General features: G+C 68.7%; 17 protein-coding genes and 6 pseudogenes. 8 read left to right on the top strand and 15 right to left on the bottom strand.

Annotated features, from left to right (window positions below; translation table 11 throughout):
• Positions 1 to 167: 167 nt before the first annotated feature.
• Positions 168 to 791 (bottom strand): hypothetical protein, encoded by a 624-nt coding sequence (locus tag ACZ7LV_RS05335; protein WP_471935854.1) that lies wholly within the window; start codon positions 789 to 791, stop codon positions 168 to 170.
• Positions 792 to 881: 90 nt separating this feature from the next.
• Positions 882 to 1,088, bottom strand: a pseudogene (locus ACZ7LV_RS05330) (hypothetical protein); the annotation flags it as partial.
• Here ACZ7LV_RS05330 and ACZ7LV_RS05325 point away from each other — a divergent pair.
• The 4 genes from ACZ7LV_RS05325 to ACZ7LV_RS05310 all read left to right on the top strand — a co-directional run bounded on the left by ACZ7LV_RS05325 (position 1,037) and on the right by ACZ7LV_RS05310 (position 4,607).
• The gene (locus tag ACZ7LV_RS05325; protein WP_471936143.1) at positions 1,037 to 1,585 is read left to right on the top strand and encodes a helicase associated domain-containing protein; all 549 of its coding nucleotides are present in this window, start codon (positions 1,037 to 1,039) and stop codon (positions 1,583 to 1,585) included. The pseudogene ACZ7LV_RS05330 and the gene ACZ7LV_RS05325 overlap by 52 nt on opposite strands.
• Before the next feature lie 130 nt (positions 1,586 to 1,715).
• On the top strand, positions 1,716 to 2,051 hold the full coding sequence (locus tag ACZ7LV_RS05320) for an ANTAR domain-containing protein (RefSeq protein ID WP_471935852.1): 336 nt from the start codon (positions 1,716 to 1,718) through the stop codon (positions 2,049 to 2,051).
• 399 nt (positions 2,052 to 2,450) lie between these two features.
• Positions 2,451 to 3,674, top strand: coding sequence for a PP2C family protein-serine/threonine phosphatase (locus ACZ7LV_RS05315; RefSeq protein ID WP_471935849.1), 1,224 nt, complete (start codon positions 2,451 to 2,453; stop codon positions 3,672 to 3,674).
• Positions 3,675 to 4,310: 636 nt separating this feature from the next.
• Positions 4,311 to 4,607 carry an STAS domain-containing protein gene (locus tag ACZ7LV_RS05310; RefSeq protein WP_471935847.1) on the top strand — a complete coding sequence of 99 codons (297 nt, stop codon included), beginning with the start codon at positions 4,311 to 4,313 and terminating at the stop codon, positions 4,605 to 4,607.
• Positions 4,608 to 4,650: 43 nt separating this feature from the next.
• On the opposite strand, the gene ACZ7LV_RS05305 is transcribed toward ACZ7LV_RS05310, so the two are convergent.
• The 9 genes and pseudogenes from ACZ7LV_RS05305 to ACZ7LV_RS05265 form a co-directional block, all read right to left on the bottom strand.
• Positions 4,651 to 5,439 carry an ABC transporter permease gene (locus ACZ7LV_RS05305; RefSeq protein WP_471935845.1) on the bottom strand — a complete coding sequence of 263 codons (789 nt, stop codon included), beginning with the start codon at positions 5,437 to 5,439 and terminating at the stop codon, positions 4,651 to 4,653.
• A gap of 23 nt (positions 5,440 to 5,462) precedes the next feature.
• Positions 5,463 to 6,188, bottom strand: a pseudogene (locus ACZ7LV_RS05300) (ABC transporter ATP-binding protein).
• Positions 6,189 to 6,330: 142 nt separating this feature from the next.
• The gene (locus tag ACZ7LV_RS05295) at positions 6,331 to 6,759 is read right to left on the bottom strand and encodes a TetR/AcrR family transcriptional regulator (RefSeq protein ID WP_471935843.1); all 429 of its coding nucleotides are present in this window, start codon (positions 6,757 to 6,759) and stop codon (positions 6,331 to 6,333) included.
• A gap of 559 nt (positions 6,760 to 7,318) precedes the next feature.
• Positions 7,319 to 7,615 carry a hypothetical protein gene (locus ACZ7LV_RS05290; protein ID WP_471935841.1) on the bottom strand — a complete coding sequence of 99 codons (297 nt, stop codon included), beginning with the start codon at positions 7,613 to 7,615 and terminating at the stop codon, positions 7,319 to 7,321.
• Between the two features lie 325 nt (positions 7,616 to 7,940).
• Positions 7,941 to 8,156, bottom strand: a complete 216-nt coding sequence (locus tag ACZ7LV_RS05285) for a hypothetical protein (RefSeq protein ID WP_471935839.1) — start codon at positions 8,154 to 8,156, stop codon at positions 7,941 to 7,943.
• 7 nt (positions 8,157 to 8,163) lie between these two features.
• Positions 8,164 to 9,462 (bottom strand): Na+/H+ antiporter NhaA, encoded by a 1,299-nt coding sequence (nhaA, locus tag ACZ7LV_RS05280; protein ID WP_471935837.1) that lies wholly within the window; start codon positions 9,460 to 9,462, stop codon positions 8,164 to 8,166.
• Between the two features lie 281 nt (positions 9,463 to 9,743).
• Positions 9,744 to 10,835: pseudogene (locus ACZ7LV_RS05275) on the bottom strand (alanine/glycine:cation symporter family protein); the annotation flags it as partial.
• A gap of 95 nt (positions 10,836 to 10,930) precedes the next feature.
• Positions 10,931 to 11,223, bottom strand: a pseudogene (locus tag ACZ7LV_RS05270) (hypothetical protein).
• A gap of 302 nt (positions 11,224 to 11,525) precedes the next feature.
• Positions 11,526 to 11,654 (bottom strand): annotated as a pseudogene (locus ACZ7LV_RS05265) (hypothetical protein); the annotation flags it as partial.
• A gap of 23 nt (positions 11,655 to 11,677) precedes the next feature.
• Here ACZ7LV_RS05265 and ACZ7LV_RS05260 point away from each other — a divergent pair.
• Together ACZ7LV_RS05260 and ACZ7LV_RS05255 are read left to right on the top strand one after the other, a co-directional pair.
• Positions 11,678 to 12,652: pseudogene (locus ACZ7LV_RS05260) on the top strand (Ppx/GppA family phosphatase); the annotation flags it as partial.
• Positions 12,653 to 12,693: 41 nt separating this feature from the next.
• Positions 12,694 to 12,882: a hypothetical protein gene (locus ACZ7LV_RS05255; protein ID WP_471935835.1), complete on the top strand. Its 189-nt coding sequence runs from the start codon at positions 12,694 to 12,696 to the stop codon at positions 12,880 to 12,882.
• Between the two features lie 132 nt (positions 12,883 to 13,014).
• On the opposite strand, the gene ACZ7LV_RS05250 is transcribed toward ACZ7LV_RS05255, so the two are convergent.
• From ACZ7LV_RS05250 to ACZ7LV_RS05240, 3 genes are all read right to left on the bottom strand, one after another.
• Positions 13,015 to 13,215, bottom strand: coding sequence for a hypothetical protein (locus ACZ7LV_RS05250; RefSeq protein ID WP_471935833.1), 201 nt, complete (start codon positions 13,213 to 13,215; stop codon positions 13,015 to 13,017).
• Between the two features lie 87 nt (positions 13,216 to 13,302).
• Positions 13,303 to 13,518, bottom strand: coding sequence for a hypothetical protein (locus tag ACZ7LV_RS05245; RefSeq protein WP_471935831.1), 216 nt, complete (start codon positions 13,516 to 13,518; stop codon positions 13,303 to 13,305).
• On the bottom strand, positions 13,515 to 13,733 hold the full coding sequence (locus tag ACZ7LV_RS05240) for a LexA family protein (protein ID WP_471935829.1): 219 nt from the start codon (positions 13,731 to 13,733) through the stop codon (positions 13,515 to 13,517). Before ACZ7LV_RS05240 ends, ACZ7LV_RS05245 begins: the two co-directional genes overlap by 4 nt.
• 67 nt (positions 13,734 to 13,800) lie before the next feature.
• On the opposite strand from ACZ7LV_RS05240, the gene ACZ7LV_RS05235 reads away from it, so the two are divergent.
• Positions 13,801 to 14,157 (top strand): DUF6233 domain-containing protein, encoded by a 357-nt coding sequence (locus ACZ7LV_RS05235; protein WP_471935827.1) that lies wholly within the window; start codon positions 13,801 to 13,803, stop codon positions 14,155 to 14,157.
• A gap of 253 nt (positions 14,158 to 14,410) precedes the next feature.
• Positions 14,411 to 14,887 carry a transposase gene (locus ACZ7LV_RS05230; RefSeq protein WP_471936141.1) on the top strand — a complete coding sequence of 159 codons (477 nt, stop codon included), beginning with the start codon at positions 14,411 to 14,413 and terminating at the stop codon, positions 14,885 to 14,887.
• A gap of 963 nt (positions 14,888 to 15,850) precedes the next feature.
• On the opposite strand, the gene ACZ7LV_RS05225 is transcribed toward ACZ7LV_RS05230, so the two are convergent.
• Positions 15,851 to 16,831, bottom strand: coding sequence for an AraC-like ligand-binding domain-containing protein (locus tag ACZ7LV_RS05225; protein ID WP_471935825.1), 981 nt, complete (start codon positions 16,829 to 16,831; stop codon positions 15,851 to 15,853).
• Positions 16,832 to 17,066: the final 235 nt, after the last annotated feature.

Raw genomic sequence — 17,066 nt, 5'->3', positions numbered from 1 at the left:
CGTAGCCGTCCTTGCTGGGTTGTGCCGAAGCACGACAGTTGTCACAGGCAGAGCTGGTTGAGCTGGTATAGGAGACCGGTCGAAGCAGCCTGGTTGTCACCAGTGAGGCACGCTGCTTGTCACAGGTCCTCGTTGAGGACCACCGTGACCCGACCGGAAACGGCCTCTCAGTATCCCAAGCCGGCGTAGATGGTGACGTTCTTGCCGTTGTCCCTGGCTCCGACGCACAGGTCACGCCGGTCGAGCAGCCAGCCGTTGGAGCGGCAGCTCTCCTGCTGGAGACCCAGTTCGCGGATGATCTCCGGGCGGGACAGACCGTCCCGGCTGGTGACCGTCGCGACGCGCCAGCAGCCGCCGGAGCCGCAGCTGGTGCCTTCGTTGACCAGGCTGATGCCTGGCGGCAATGAGGGGAGGGCCTTGGACGGCGGGGCTTCCGAGCCTTCGCTGATGATCAGCGCGTACAGGAGGCCGGCCACAAGGGTGAGGGCGAACTGCATCCCCAGGAAGCCGATCGCTCCGTTGCGGCGGGGAATCCATTCCGGGGGAGGGGAGTTCTCGTGCCGGCCCTCCAGTCCCGCGCCGCAGGCGATGAGCACAGGCGCCAGGGCCGTGAACACGAGATGGGCGTCGGGCCTAGGGGCGTCGATCCAGCCCTGCTGGACACTGATCAGCAGACTGGCTCCGGCAAGCAGCGTGCCGCCGATCGCGAAGCCGACAGGGCGGGTGCGGGCGATCGTCGTCCAGACGACGGCTGGCGCGACGGCGAAGAGTATCCCTAGGACGATCAGCATGTACGGGGGGACGTGCGGCCTCGAGCGCCTGGTTCCACACGGCCGGGGCGCACCTCAGGCCCACTTTCATGCCGTGTAGTGCGGCGAAGCCTGGTGCCTCTCCATCGCGGCGAGAAGGGCGCGGTCGTCCAGGTCTTTGGTGACGCCGAGGTCGGCGAGGGTGTCGACGTAGGCGTTCTTGAGCCGGTTGTGCCACGGGTCCAGGTAGGCGCCGGTCTCACGGCGCAGCCAGGCCTCGATCGGGGATACGTTGTGGCCGAGTTCCTGGGCGTAGGCGACGGTGTGGGTCTGGTCTCCTGGCGGTCGATGAGGACTGGAACCCGTCGTGGCCGGCGGACTGGCAACGCCACTACACCGCACTACGCGAGCTCGTACGCGACGAAGAAGACCGGACCGAGGTCCTGCCCGGCGTCACCGTGCACGGCATGGACATCGGGAAATGGCTCGCCCGACAGCGAAAGCCGGATGTCTGGGAAGCCCTGATGGACGGGCAACGCGAACGCCTAGAGGCCGTGGGCGTCAGGCCGGAGGCTCCAGAGCCGGAAGCGCCCGTGAAGCCGTCCACGGCGGCCGTGGGCGCCTTCGAGCGGGGCGTTGCAGCCCTGGCCGCAGTACAAGACCCGCACAGGCTCCCTGACGGTCCCCGAGGCCATGTCGAGAGGCTGCCGGACGGGACGGAGGTCAAGCTCGGGGTGTTCCTATCCAACGCCAAGACCCGCCGGGCCAAGCTCACCAGCGACAAGCTCGCCGCGCTCGCCGCGCTCGCTGCGCTCGGGTTGGAGTGGGCGGCGTAGAGGATTGGTGAGTCCGCGAGAAGGTCGGCAGGGTGTGGCGTTGTGCCGGGCACAGGCCGGATGGATCCTGGAAGGGGATGCCGGGCAGGCGAGAAGAATGACTTCGTCTCGATACACCACGGAAGAACTCATGACCTCCTCAGCGGCATCCAAGCCGGCACCCGGCCGCGGCCCGCAATCTGAGGTGGAACAGCTGCGCCAGGAGAACCAGCAGCTGCGTCAGGCCCTCAGCTCCCATGCCGTGGTCGACCGGGCGATCGGCGTCCTGACGGCCCTGGGACACATAGCACCGCAGGACGGCTTCACCGTGCTGCGAGAGGTCTCCCAGCACACCAACATCAAACTCACCCAGGTGGCCGAAGAGATCCTCAAGCACGCCCAGGGCGCCCCGCTACCCGATGCACTCCTCGGAGAGTTGCATACGGCCCTTGCCCGCCACGCCGCCGCCGCACGACCGGAGCCCTGACCCAGGCATTCGCCGCTCACACCACCGCTTACGACGTCCTGGGCGCCGAATGCCAAGGGGTGCGCGGCCTCGCGGAAGGCGGCCAGCACCACCGCGACTGCGCGTACGGCTTCGAGTCTTTCCGTTGGGTACGACCACTCCGCCCGTGCAGGAGGACACGGCCACCGACCGCAGTGTTTGTCTGTTCACAGCGGCTGGCGGCCGGTCACGTCCCTGCCCGGGTCGTCGGCGAAAGCCAACCGCTGATCCGCCGACGCTGTCCCTGCGCGCTGGACGGCCACCCGGTCTTCTTCTGTCGTTGCTGCGAGGTGTGGAGTGTCGGTTCGCGGAACGGGTCTGGCTGGCGGTAGACGTCGGAGAATGAGCGCACCCGGCAGTGGTCAGGTTCCGTCGTTCGCTGTGGATTACACGGCGGTCTTCCGTGCGTTCCCAGGCCCCGCGCTGCTCCTGACTCCGGAGCTGGTGATGGTGGACGCCACCCAGGCCTTCCTGGACACGTCCGGCCATGCCCGCCAGGAGCTGGTGGATTATTCGGTGTTCGAGGTGTTCCCGCAGGATCCGCAGCACCCTGAGGCCCCGGGTAACCGGCTGCGTGCCTCCGTTCAGCGGGTGCTCGTGACACGGGAGCCGGACGCGATGGTGCCGCAGCGATACGACCCTCCGGTCCCGGGCCGGCCCGGGCACTCCGAGGAGCGGTACTGGAGTTCCGTGACTGCGCCGGTCCTGGACCCGGACGGTCAGGTCGTTCTGATCATCGCGCATTTGAAGGATGTCACCGCGCTGGTGCGTGCCGGTGCTGCTCTGCACAACGGTGAGACGCTGAGGGATGAGGACACCATGGCGGCCTCGCTGCTGGCCCGGTCCCAGGAGCTCAAGGAGCTCAACGAACGCCTCCGGCGTGCTCACGCGCGGGACAGGGAGATCGCGGTGAGCCTGCAGCGGGCCATGCTGCCCGACACCACGCGCGAACGCAGCAACGTCGCGGTGCGCTACCGGCCCGCCACCAGCGCGCTGCACGTCTGCGGAGACTGGTACGACTTCCTCGAGCTCGGACCTGGCTGGCTCGCGGTCGCGGTCGGGGACGTCGTCGGTCACGGGCTGACCGCGGCCGGCATCATGGGCCAGCTCCGCAGCGCCCTGAGCACCGCCATGCACGCCACAGGCCACCCGGCCCGCGCCCTCAAGGCCCTCGCCCACTACGCGGTCACCGTCGAAGGCGCGCTGGCCACCACCGCCGTCCAGACCCTCATCGACGAAACCACCCACACCCTCACCTACAGCCGCGCCGGCCACCCCCCACCCCTCCTCCTCGACAGCGACAAACGCACCGTCCACGTCCTGGACCAGGTAGCCGACCCACCCCTGGGAGTACTGGAACCCGAAGCGATCAGAACCCAAGCCACCCTCAACTACCGCCCCGGAGCCACCCTCGTGCTCTACACCGACGGACTCATCGAACGCCGCGACCAGGACATCGACACCGGACTGGCCTGCCTCACCCACCACCTCGCCAGGTACGGACACCTCAGCCCCGAACCCCTCGCCGACGCCCTCCTCACCGCCCTACAGCCTCGCAAGAACGGCCCCGACGACGACACCGCCCTCCTCATCGTCCAACTCTGACCACTTCCTACGCGGCCCCGCCCGCCGTCAGAAGCGCGTGTGCCAGGCGGTAAAAGAACAAGAGGGCCGTCCGCGATGCGCGGCAAGGGCAGGTCAAGGGTGTGAGCAGCCGTACCGGGGTGCAGCGAACAGTGCCGGAGTCACCCGACGCCGATTCTCGCGAGGCTGGTGACGTTCCAGGCGCATCGTCGTTGAAGACATTGCGCATCTCCTTGTTATGCGTGAATGGGGCCCGGGCGCGCCTCGTGAACCTGCCCGGGCCCGCATTAGGGTTCAGGCTCCTGGTGGGCGGGGGACTGCTTCTCTTGGAGCAACCTCCAGGGCTTGCCGTATGTCGTCCGGCAGCTCCCTAATCGAGGGCCAAGCCACGATCTGCTCCAACCTCGCGCAGCTTGATGTTCGTGTGCTGCGAGACCGTCCCGAGTGCTGCGAGACCGTCCCGTGGACGGAAAGCATGATCACCCCGCCACCGGCCGACACGCCCTCACTCCAGGCCTGCGGTAATCGGGGGCAGTAGGGTTGCTGCACCACGCTGGGTGGGCTGCAAGGGCGTGTGGTGTGCCGGGAAGTCTGGTCGGCAACGGATTCCGCGCGTCTGGAAAGCCCCCTATGCCCTTCTCTCGCAACTCTCCGCAGGTGCGGCACCGCATCGTCCGGCTCCGCGGTGAGCTGACCCGTGACAAGGTCGACGCCATCCGCAAGAAGCTCCGCGAAGCTTTCGACGACGACCCGGTGATCGTCGATGTCGACTTCGCGGACGTCAGCTACCTCAGCGCCGAAGCCTGTACGCCGTTGATGAGCGCCGCCGCGGTGGCCCATCAGTCGGGCGTCCGCCTCATCTACCGCAACATGTCCCCCCACATGGAAGACACCCTAAATACGCTGGGTATCCGACGGCTCGGCACGGTGTTCCTTCCCTCGGTCACGAAGTGACGGGCGTGTCCTGTCTCGGAGCGTCTTCGGCTTCGGTTCGCTTCTAGCGCCGCAGTTGGAGACGTGACCAGGCCAGCACGGTCAGCGCCGCGAAGGCGAGCGAGAAGGCGACGCTGATGACGAGCTGGGCCGTCGTCGCCGGTGCGACCGGGCCGTCGGGCGCGGCGTGCCCGATCGCCCAGAGGGCGGGCGCGGCAAGGGGCAGCCAGCCAACCGCACCGGCGAGGACGCCGACCTGGGCGACGACGACGAGGCCGATCGCTGTCGAGACGCCGCCCAGGAGCGAGCGGGAGAGGGTCGCGACCCAAGCGACGGGCAGCGCGACAAGCCCGGTGAGCAGGCCGAGGAGGAGTTGGCGGCCGATTGCGGACCGGGCGGCGGCGTCTGGGAGACCGTAACCGAGCAGGAGTGCCAGGACGAGGAGACCCGCGACGAGCAGGGTGTTCAGGGCGATGAGCCACACCCCGTACACGGCGAGCTTCGCGGCTGCGCTCTGTGCGCGGCTCACCGGGAGGGCGAAGAGGCCGACGACGGTGCCGTCCGCGAACTCGCGGGCGAACATCCAGGCCAGGACGGTGCCGAAGCCGAGGAGGCCGCCGGCTCCGGTGATCTGCGCGACCATCGTGAGCAGCCCCGGCCAGTCCGGGGTGGCGGTCGGGCCGAGTTTCGCGGTGAGTTCGGGGGTGCCTCCCGCGAGGGCTCCACTGATGGCCGCGGTGATCGTGAGGATGCCGCCGGCGATGACCGCGGTGCCGAGCACGCCGACTCGGGAGCGGGTGAGTTTGCGCAGCTCGCAGTGGAACGCGGCGGCCAGAGCGGTCCGTGCGGTCATGGGCCTCACTTCGGGTGTGGCGGTCACAGGACCTCCCCGTGCGTGCGGGTTCGCCGTTCGTCGTCGGCCAGGACGCGGGCGAAGAACGCGCGTTCCAGTTCGGTGCCTACCGGGTCGAGGTTTCCGATGAGCCGTCCGGCGTTCATGATCACGATGCGGTGGGCGATCCGGGCGACCTCGTCGAGGTGGTGGCTGCTGACGAGTACGGCGGCCCCTGCCCGCGCCCTGCAGGTCAGGGCATCGCGGAGCAGGAGGACCGCGGCGGGATCGAGGGCGTTGCTCGGCTCGTCGAGGACGATGAGGCGCGGGTGGTGCTGAAGTGCCGCGGCGAGGCCGACGCGCTGGCGGTTGCCGAGCGAGAGCCGGCCGAAGCGGCGGTCGGCGAGTGCGTCGAGGTGCCACTCGCCGAGGGCCGCCTGCGCCGTCGCGGGTGCGGCTCCGCGCAATCGGGCGGCGATCCGGAGGTTCTCGCGTGTGGTGAGTTCGGGGTAGGCGGACGGGACCTAGACGAGCTGGCCGACGTGGGCCCACTCGGCGCGCGGGAGGTCCTTCAGCAGGTGGCCCAGGATCCTGACGACGCCCGAGGCAGGCCGCAGCATGCCGAGAGCCAGGCGCATCAGGGTCGTCTTCCCGGCGCCGTTGAGGCCGATGAGAGCCACGATCTCGCCCGGTGCGACGGTGAGATCGAGGCCGTGGACGCCGGCGCCGCCCGGGTAGCGAACGTCGACGCCGTCGAAGGTGAGGGCCATCATCGGCCGCCCAGGGTGTCCAGTACACGGTCGAGCACGTTCCGCAGTCCGGCCGCACCGGAAGCCTTCGCTTCCGCCGTACCGCCGTCGCCTGCCCAGTCGAGGAGGGCAACGCTCAGTCCGGCGACGACGGCGTTCGCCGCTACCCTCGCCTCGGTCCGCGCGGTGCCGCGTGCGCGCAGCGCACCGGCGAGGGGTCGACGGTGGCCTGACTGTTCCGCTCGATCGCACCGTGCAGTCCCTTGGCGCCGGCGATGATCCGGACGCGCATACGAACCGACTCCACCGCTTCCTCGGGCAGCTGGCGCCATACCGCGCGGATACCTTCGGCAGCCGCGCGCATCGGGTGCTCCTGCGGCGGCCGGGCTCGGACGGCGACAGCGACCGCCGGGTCGAAGGCGTCCTCCAGCAGCAGCGCCTCCTTGGTGGCGAAGTGCCGGAAGAGCGTCATCTCGCTCACCCCGGCGCGCTGCGCGACGGCCGCGGTCGTGGTGGCGTCATAACCCTGTTCTGCGAACAGCTCAAGTGCGACGGCGCGGAGGGTTTCATGCGTGCGGTCATATCTGCCCACCTCCTAATGTTAGCCACTAACATGAGGAGGGTCGAGGCTTCCGCTGCTCTGTCCTGCCGAGCAAGGGCGGGTGTCTTTCCGGCGCAGAAGCGTCAGCGTGGGGTGCGGGTTCCGACCATCGTGCGAGCCGGTCCGTGCACCACCAGGTGTCCCGCTGATCGGCACTTGGGCCGCTGTAGACGCCCTATTGCTTCACTCTCCTCGGACGTACTTGCCCGAGACGGCCGCGGCCGGGCACAAGCGGATGCCCGTGATCCGCAGCCTCTAGAGCCGCACTGCCTTACGGCTGAGACGTGCGGCCCCTGCCGCACCTGATGCATCTGCCGCAACCACGCCCCTCACCTATCCGTGGCGCCGCGCCGACGGCGCACAGCCCGGCGCCGGCGCAGCCGGTCACCGATCTCCCCGGCACCTGCCAGAAGGGCGGCCGAAGCCAGGCATCGTGTGAAGGAAGCAGGCTCACCCAGTGCGTGCCCAACGAGCCACAGCGTCACGGCCAGCACCCACCACCACAGTGCAAGCGACCAGGCATGCCGCCGGAGACGGGCGGCGCCGCTGGTCACCGAAGACCGGCCCCGGGCCGCTGGGCGGCGGCGATCAGCGCGGCGCACCCGGCCAGGGCCGCCGCCATCCCCAGCGCCGTGCTGGCCGCGATGACCGACGAGGGAGCGTCACTGAGCCGAGGCACGGCGTTGAGCGGCGCGGTCGCGTAGAAGGCCAGGCAGGCGACCCCGCGCGGACGCATGGGTGTCAGGCGGGCGTGCAGCCTCTGCGGTACACGCCCGGTGAGCAGGGCGATCCCGGCGGGCAGCAGGGTGAGAGAGAAGACGGTGAGGCCGGTCCACTGCCAGATCATTGTCGTCACGGTTTCTGTCGGAAGGGCCGTCCGGGTCTGGTACGGCGGGTTGCAAGTGTGGCTAGGCCACAGGTGAGCGTCACCAGGCCCGCGGGCGAGAACGGGCAGGCCTGGCCCGGGCAGGATGTAGAGAGCGGTCCCAGCCAGGGACAAGAGCGCTCCCGTGATCGTCAGTGCGCGGCCCGTGCGCTGTGCTGACATGCGTCTGCTCCTTTGCTTGAGACAAAGAGCCCGGCGGGCCCTTTGAGCCCCGGCCGTTGGAAGGTCAGGGGCGGGACTTGCGGTGGTGGAGCAGGTTGGCGGTGAGGACTGCGATCAGTAGCGCTCAGGCCAGTGCGCCGTGGTGGGCTTGTGCGCAGCCGATGCAGAGGACGACTGCGCCGGCGACCACTCCCCCGGCCAGGGCGGTGCCGTCGTCGGCGAACGCCCATTCGCGGCGGGCGCTGCCCGGGCGGCGGTTCTCCACCACGGCTGTCTTGATGATCAAGGCAGCGGTGACGATCACCACGGTGAGTACGGACGGGTCCACGAATTCCCCCAAGGTGGCGTCAGTGCTCGGTGGCTCCTGTTCGCTGGTAGATGTCGGGGATGCCGTCGTGGTCTTCGTCGAGGTTCTCTTCCTCGTACAGGCGGCGGTAGATGCCGTTGCGCCGCTTGAGGAGCAGGGCTGCCAGCGTTGCGGCGATGAGGGAGCCGATCAGCACCGCAGCTTTGACGTGCTCGGCCGCGGCGGGGTCGGGGAAGGCGAGCTCGCCGATGAGCAGGGCGACAGTGAAGCCGATGCCGGCGAGGACCGCGAGTGCGAAGACGTCGGCCCAGGCCAGGTCCGGGTTGAGGCGGGCCCGGGTGAAGCGGGCGGCCAGATAGGTGCCTGCGAAGATGCCCAGGGTCTTGCCCACGACCAGGCCCAGGACGACACCGAGGGGTTCGGGCCGGGTGAAGACCTCCCCCAGGGACGCGGCCGTGACTGACACCCCGGCGGCGAAGAGCGCGAACAGGGGCACCACCACTCCGGCGGAGACCGGGTGCAGCAGGTGGGAGGTGCGCTCGGCGGGGGACGCGGTCTCGTTCTTGTCGCGGGTGGTGCGCAGGATGAGGCCCATCGCGACGCCGGCGACGGTGGCGTGGACGCCGCTGTTGTACATCAGCGCCCATGTGACGACGCCGAGGGGCACGTACCACCACCAGCCCCGTACGCGGAAGCGCTGCAACAAGTAGAAGACGGCGAGACAGGCAAAGGCTGCCCCGAGCGCGACGAAGTTCAGGTCGCTGGTGAAGAAGACCGCGATGATCAGGATGGCGCCGAGGTCATCGACGACAGCGAGCGTGAGCAGGAAAGCGCGCAAGGCGGCCGGCAGGTGCGTGCTCAGGACCGCCAGCACGGCCAGGGCGAAGGCGATATCGGTGGCCATGGGCACTGCCCAGCCGTCCATGCTGCCGCCGCCCGCCGAGGCGGTGGCGACGTACACGGCAGCGGGCACGATCATGCCGCACACTGCCGCGATGACCGGCAGGGCCGCCGTGGCGGGGGTGCGCAGCTCACCGACGACCAGTTCGCGTTTTAGCTCGATGCCGGCGACCAGGAAGAAGACCGCGAGCAGCCCGTCGGCCGTCCAGTGCCCCACCGACAGGTCCAGGCCGAGTGCCGGTATGCCGAAGTGGAAGTCGCGTATCTGCTCGTAGGCCCCGCTCCACGGGGTGTTCGCCCACACCAGCGCAACGACGGCAGCCGCGAGGAGCACCAGCCCGCCGACCGTCTCCGTGCGCAGTGCCTGGGCGACCGCGTTGCGTTCCGGCAGTGGCAGCAGTCCGAGGAACGGGTAACGCTCGCGCGGCTTCGCGGCCATGACAGGGGACCTCCAGGGCGTCGGTTGCGGGCATACGAGCCCTAGGACGCCGACCAGACTTCCCGGCACACCGCGCGCCGTGCTCCGCCCAGGCCAGGCGGGTCTTTGACGCGTTCTTTACACCCTAACCGGCTTCGGACACGGGCCGCCAGGGCCTCTTTCACCAGCACAGATACGACGGGAAGGCGCGAAAGCGGGTACGACGAGCGGGCCTGTCCACACCAAGGCGCGAGGTGCGAACAGGCCCGCCCAGGAGTCGGGCGCCCGGCCGTGGGAGGCGGTCAGGCGGTGGTCTTGACCGGCTCCTGTCCTTCGCCGGCCTCGTCCGTCTCGCCGGCCTTGCGGGCGCGGACGAACTCCAGGAAGGAGTTCAGTTCGCGCTTGACGACCGGGGCGAGGAGGTAGAGGCCGATGATGTTGATGACGGCGAGCATGAACAGCACGGCGTCGGCCATGTCGATCAGGGTCTGAAGGGTGAGCAGGGATCCGGCGACGGCGAACAGCGTGTAGAGGACCTTGAAGGTCAGCTCGCTGGCCCTGCTGCGGCCGAACAGGTGGGTCCAGGCCTTGAGGCAGTAGTAGCCCCAGGTCAGAACAGTGGAGATGGCGAACAGCATCACCGCGACGGTGAGGATGTACGGGAACCAGGGCAGCACCGTCTCGAAGGCGTCGGAGGTGATGGTGACGCCCCCGATGGACTGGTCCTCCCGCGCCGCGGCCCAGCTGGCCGGGTTGGCGATCACGATCGTCAGCGCGGTCATGGTGCAGATGATCACGGTGTCGATGAACGGCTCCAGCAGCGCGACCAGGCCCTCGCTGGCGGGGTGCTTGGTCTTGACCGCGGAGTGCGCGATCGGCGCGGAGCCGAGACCCGCCTCGTTGGAGAACGCGGCCCGCTTGAAGCCGATGATCAGGGCGCCCAGGACACCACCGGCGACGCCCTCCGGGTTGAAGGCGCCCTCGACGATGGAGACGAGGGCGTCCGGAACGGCCGTGACGTTCACCAGGATGACGACCAGGCAAGCGGCGATGTAGATGCCGGCCATGGCCGGGACCAGCTTGCTGGTGACGTTGGCGATGGAGCGGATGCCGCCGAGCAGGACAATGCCGACGAGAGCGGCGATCAAGATGCCGAAGAACAGCGCGCCGGTCGAAGAGCCGACCGCGCCGTCCTCACCGCCCGCGACGGAGACCAGCTGCGCGTAGCTCTGGTTGACCTGGAAGAGGTTGCCGCCGAACAGACCGAAGAACAGGATCATGAAGGAGGCGAGGACCGCGAGGACCTGGCCGAAGGTCTTGCCGTTCTTGCCGAAACGGTCGGCCAGGCCCTTGGGCAGGTAGTGCATCGGCCCGCCGGAAACGGTGCCGCCAGCAGCGTTGGTGAGCGAGTTCGACCACATCACCGGCCCCCCGGCCCGCCATGGTTGGCCCCATGGCGTGGCGACCGGTGTCATGGTCGAGCCTGGGGTCAGGGTGTGTCGCCGTAGTGGTAGAAGCGGCAGCTCACACCAGAGCCGGGTACACGGGCCTCACTGCGGCGAGGGTGGTACAGGGCGCGGCCGCCGGGCCACCGACCGAGCTCGCAGGGCCGCGCCGTCCTCGACGTCTTCGGCCAGCCAGCCGTGGATGTCCAGGAGCAGGCCGTCCAAAGGACCGTCGACCAGTTCGGCGTAGGTCCGATGCGGGAGCGAACCGGGGGGGCGGCGCGTCGTGATCCGTACCGTAGACCCGGCCGCGTAGCAGCTGCTCATCGCCGTTCAAATGGGCGGCAGGGTAGGGAGCTGAGCCGCGACGGCGTCAATAGCGCCGCCCCCGGCGGTGGTGCGACACAGCGGTGCCAAGGACGGCGGATGGGCTGGGTACAGGACGCCGCAAGGCCTCACAGGACGAGCGGCCCCAGGCAACACGTGGGACGCTGATGCCGGCCAGGGCGGACGACGGTGCCGGCGAACACCTCAACGCCCTGGCCCTCCCGCACGCGCGCCCACACCGCCGCCCCGCGTCTCGCGCTCGAGGGACCCGCGGACGCTCGGGATGCGCGCCTGGATCGACGGCGCGAGGCCTCAGGCGACAACCGGGCGTCCTCCTCCGACGGAAGGATCACCGACACTTACAGCCGCTGCCGGGCCGTTCAGCTGCAAGCGCGCAGCGGACAACGCCTGCTGCACGTTCTTCGTACCCGTCGACACGCAGAGGGTGTAGGCGACATCGGCCGGTCCGGCTCGTAGTCGCGGACACGGAGGGCGGTGTCCCGCTGCCGGTCCATACCGCCAAGTGGCGGTTGCGGCTGTGCGACCACGTCACCCCTGGCGCCTCCGTCCCGGAGGAAGCCGTCGACCGGCTGGCCGACGCGGTCGCCGAGGCGGCGGAGACGTCGATGCGGTGGGGTGCGGCCATTCCGCTGGCCTTCGCGACAGCGGTAGTGCGCGACGCCCCCAACCGGCTCGAGGTACTGCGCACCGTCCGTGCCCGCACGGGGGTGGAGCTGTGCACACTGCCCGGCGAGACGGAGGCGGAACTGACCTTCCTCGCCGCGCGGCGCTGGATGGGATGGCGGTCGGGGCCGCTGGCGCTGCTGGACATCGGGGGCGGCACACTCGACGTGGCCTTCGGCCGCGGCCGGCTGCCCGACTTCGTGGCGTCGCTGCCGCTCGGTGCACGACAGCTGACCTACGACTTCCTTCCGGACGAGGAGCCGCCCTCGCCGGAGCAGCTGCGCGCGCTGCGCCGCAGAGTCCGCCACCAGTTGCGGGACGCTGGGGCGCGCATCCGCTGGGAGGGGCCGCGGACCGGGGTCGTCACCTCGCGCACCTTCCAGCAGCTGGGCCGGCTGTGCGGCGCCGCACCAGGCCGGCAGGGACCGTTCACCGAGCGCCAGGTACGGCGCGCCGACCTCAAGGCGGCCGCGAGCCGGCTGGCTGCGCTGCCCGCAGCGGATCGGGCCCTGCTGCCGGGGATCTCCGCGCCACGGGCCGCGCAGAGCCTGGCGGGCGCGCTCATCGCGCACACCACCATGAAACTCACCGGGCTGAAGACGGCCACCGTCTGCCCATGGACCACCCGCGAGGGCATCCTGCTGCGCTACACCGAGGACGGCGCATCCTGGTGGGCGGACCTGTGCCGCCTCAGCGACGCGACCGCACCACAGCCCGGCACAGTACCCCTCCAGCTCACGGCCGCCACAACCTGACCACCGCCGCAAACGGCCGTACCACCGAGAAGGGATTCTTGATGAAACACGGCGAAAAGGACGAGGAATCCGAGCAGCACGCCGAAACGGCCGGTGAGGAGGTGCTGCGCGAGATCCGGCACGCCGGACACCGCACCGACAAGTCGTCCGAGGAACGCCGGCACCACGGAGAGGCCGCCGACGCCATCACCCCCAACACGGACGCGCAAGAACAGTCCGAAGGCGACTGAACGCCCGCGGCGCTCCGGGCGCAGGATCAAGGCCGCCGGGTTTCCCCCGCGACAAGTCGCTCCGCAGTTTCGACTTCGACGCCAACCCACGCTTGAGGGACCCCGCAAATACCCAAGATGCGTGCGCCGGGATCACTCTTCCGGCAGCTGGCGCATCTCGATCACGTGCAGCCCGAGCGACTGACAGCGCAGCAGGAGCCTGTACAGCTCGGACGGCTCCCCCGCGGATCCGTACAGCACGGTCTGCCCGCCCATCACCACATGATCCAGCTCGGGGAAAGCCTTCGCGAGAGCCTGCGACATTTCACCGTCGATACGCATCTCGAATCGCATCGCTCGCCCGTTCCCACCGCGCCCGAGTACGCCGCCTTCACCTGTCCCGACAGTCGCCACCATGGCGTCATCCAGCTCTTTGGAGCTTCACCCGGAGCAGGTGAAGACCGGTAATGGCCAGGTGACCAGCACTCGGCCGCTGTCGTTGTCGGCGAGAGTGACGCGGGCGTCGGGCATGCTGCCGTACTTGCCGACCCACCGCCGGAACTCGCCGCGCGCAATCTCCTCACTCCCCCACCAGCCGTGCTGCACCGGCCGGCCCTGAGCGACAAGCAGCAGATGGAAGCCGCGGGGGCTGTTCATGCGAGGCGGATGCCTCTCCACCGGCTGGGCTCGCGCACGATCGCCGCCTTCGCTTCCAGCCCGGTCAGCTGGTAGTGCACCGAAGCCCTGCTGCGCATGCCGACCGCCGCCCCGATCTGCCGGACCGTCGGTGCGTGGAGGTGGTCGGCGAAGTGCCGGCGGATGCAGGCCAGGACGCGTACCTGGGTGTCCGTGAGGTGGTCGACGCGGTGCATACTTCTATTAGAGCGCTTGTTCGAATAGGTGGGCAAGCGAGGCGACACGACAAGCCGGGAGCAGCAGGTGAGTGGGCAGGAGCCGCTCTCGCGTCTGGAAGCGCTGCGCTTCGTGCGGCGCGTCGTGGAGCAGCAGGCCGCCCGGCAGCTGCGGCTCATCGACGGCTGGATCGCCGCGGAGGAACGACGCGAGGCGGAACGCCGCCGGGGTGAGGAGCGGCGGCCAGCCCCGCCGGAGTGGCTGGTCCAGTACGGCATCAACCACACGAACGTCGACGCCGTGCACGTGGGCGACTGCTGGGCCGCGGCCCAGAGCGGGCGCTGCCGCCCGGCGACCCGACAGCAGGCACTCGACGCCCTGCGCCAGCAGGTCCCGCCGTGCATCCACTGCCGGCCCGACACCGCCCTCGGCATCCTCGACTAGAGCCCGGCGGCCTGGACCTCCTTGACGCAGTTCTCAAACTGACCAGTGGTGTGGGCGGCGTAGGGGGGCCAGCCGAGCCAGGAGGCGTGGCGAAACCCTGATCGAGAGATGAAGGGCTATGTCGGGTTCGGTGGTCAGGAATGTGCAGGTCCATCGAAGGTGCGCGTAGGCGTCCTTGACCTTGCTGAGGTAGTCGCTCGTCAGATGTCCGGACTCGTATAGGCCTACAAGTAGCGCCCTCCGCACAGCAGGTATCTCCTCGCGCTCGAAGCAGTCGCGAACGATACGGGACTCGGCGAGGGCGGGCAGCAAACACCATCTGATCTGCGACGCCCGCGGCACCTCGCTCAAGGTCATCACCACCGCGGCCAAGGTCAACGACATCACCCAGACCCTCGCCCTGGTCGTCGGCATCCCGCCGGTGGCCGGGCGCCCGGGTCGGCCGCGCCGCGGCCCCGCCTCCGTCCTGGGGGACAAGGCGTACGACTCTAAGGCCGTACGGCGCGAGCTGCGGCACCGCCGAATCATGCCCGTGATCTCCCGCAAGGGCGCCCCGAACATCAAGGGACTGGACAAACTCCGCTACGTCGTCGAGCAGACCTTCGCCCTCCGCCACCAGTTCAAGCGCTGGATGCGCCTTGGGTACCCGAGATGCAGGGTCCTCTCCCATGGGTCATCCGAACTGGCACAGATCATCAACACCACGGCACTCACGAACAACAACGAGTGACCTTTACCACCTACGCTTGCGCCGAATTAGCAAAGAAGCACAACCAAAGAATGAAGGGCGAAGATGCTCAAAAGAATTGCTGCTGTCCTGGCTGGTGCCGCGCTGTCCGTGGTGCCGATGGCAGGAGCAGCCTCCGCCGGCAGCTCTGCCGCAGCGGCTACCGGGACTTTCTGCATCTATGAGGGCTCGGACCGAGCATGTGTCAGTAATCTCTCCAACGGATACAGCACGTTCGAGGTCTGTGACAACGAGGCTGACGGCAACGGGGTCTATGCGTACTTCTTCACCGGCACAGGAAACGGCACTGTGCACGATGGCAACGGAAGCAGCGCCGGATGCGGCACCGGAAGTAGGAATTCGCACACCTACAAAATCGAAATCTGCGAGAAGGGTCTGATTGCGCCCACCTGTCGGACCAGGTCGATTCCCTGACAGTCCGTACCGGATTGCAGACCCCATTACCACCTGCCGGTCTATCAGGACGCACGGTATTGGGTCGTAGGTCTTCATTTCGAGCGAGGACTGAGCCAGTGCAGGCGCTCCGCAGGGCAACGTCCTGAGAGCCGTCCGTGGCCTCTGATGGGTCAGCGCGCAGCGTCAGCTGCGGTGGTTGCACAGGCGACGCGCCCCAGTGGGCCCAGTCACCCTCATGCTGGCCGTAGCTTTGCCGATCAACGCTGCGGTCGCGTGAGGGTGTACGGAAGCAGTGACTACGCCGTGGCCGCCAGCGCGGGCGGCCACGGCGCTCCCGCCACCCACGGCCCGCGCCGGTTTCGTCCGCCCATCGCGCGCCGCACCTTGACCAACAGAGTGATCGTCTTCCAGGAGCGTAAGGACGATCGCGGCGAGGACTCCTGCCGAGGCAGGTTCGTCAAATAATGAGGCCGCCTGGCGCCAGCCAAGTGCCGGTGCCTTCTCATCCCCTGACGTACGGAGAGCCGGCTGCGGCTGCTTCCGCACGCCTCAGTCGGCCGGTGGCGCGTGCCGGCCACTGCGGTAGTCGGTGGGGGACATACCGTAGGCGCTGCGAAATATGCGGCTGAAGTGGGCGGCATCGGTGAATCCCCAGCGTGCCGCTACCACGCTTATCGGCCGTACATAGTGAGGGTCGGTCAGGTCACGGCGGCACTGCTCTAGCCGGCGCCGACGGATTGTCGAGGCCACGGTGAGGTCCTCGTCCTCGAAGAGCCGGTGCAGATGACGCAACGACACTTGGCATCCGGCGGCAACTGCGGCAGGAGTGAGGTCTGGGTCGGGGAGATGATGGTCGATGAAGTCGTGCACTCGCTTGAGGAGGACCCGGTGGTGAACCTCGGGCGGCACGGCGGCTTCGGCATCCAGATGATGTGCGCACACCGTGATGAGCAGATCCACGGCGACCGTGGCGAGCCGAGGGCCATCGGCTGCGGCGTAGGAGTGCGGCCCAGTCGCTAGTTGTCTGAGGTAGCCAGCCAAAAGCGCGCCCACGCCCCACGCGCCTGGAAGAGGCCTGGCCAGGAGTGAACGGAGCCGGTCAGCCTTCAGCGGCAGCAAAGTGCGGGGCAGTTGCAAAAGGACGCCCTCGACCTGGCCACGGTCCGTACCAGCCCACCCTTGCCACGGCCGCGAGGTGTCGTACAGCATCATTTCGCCTGCAGTGCTGGTTGCGTCTTGGCCTCCATGAATCATCCGGTGGCTTCCCTGCAGGTTCAGCATCAGCTGTAAGCCTTCAGGGTCGGACCTTCGGATCAACTTGGCGGTCCTGGACGTGACAAGCGACGGGTACGTCACGGCCGACACCTGCACAGCACCAAGGTCCATCACGCGCAGACTGGCTCGAAAGTCCTCCTCGTGGTCGGTGCGCAGAGCGTTCGGAACGAGCGTGCCGGACGTCAGGTCGCACCAACTGCCAAACCGCTGGCTCCGCTCGACATCGTCGGTTGTGAACTCCGTCAGCGTCACCATGACTGCCCTCCCATCGCCCCGGCAGCAACCCTTGAGCAGAACCGCTACCCAGTCAAGGCGCGGCGTCATGGACAGGATGACTGCCCTCCCATCGCCCCGGCAGCAACCCTTGAGCAGAACCGCTACCCAGTCAAGGCGCGGCGTCATGGACAGGGTTCTCCGCTGTCCGGTGTCCATGACGAACTCCCCTCGGGCGGTCCTCGTCGTTCATGGTGCGCGGCCGGGGCTCAGGCGA

Source organism: Streptomyces sp. NPDC107562 (assembly GCF_055657325.1).
The sequence above is the reverse complement of the archived record's forward strand: the minus strand, read 5'-3'. Positions and strand labels throughout refer to the sequence as shown.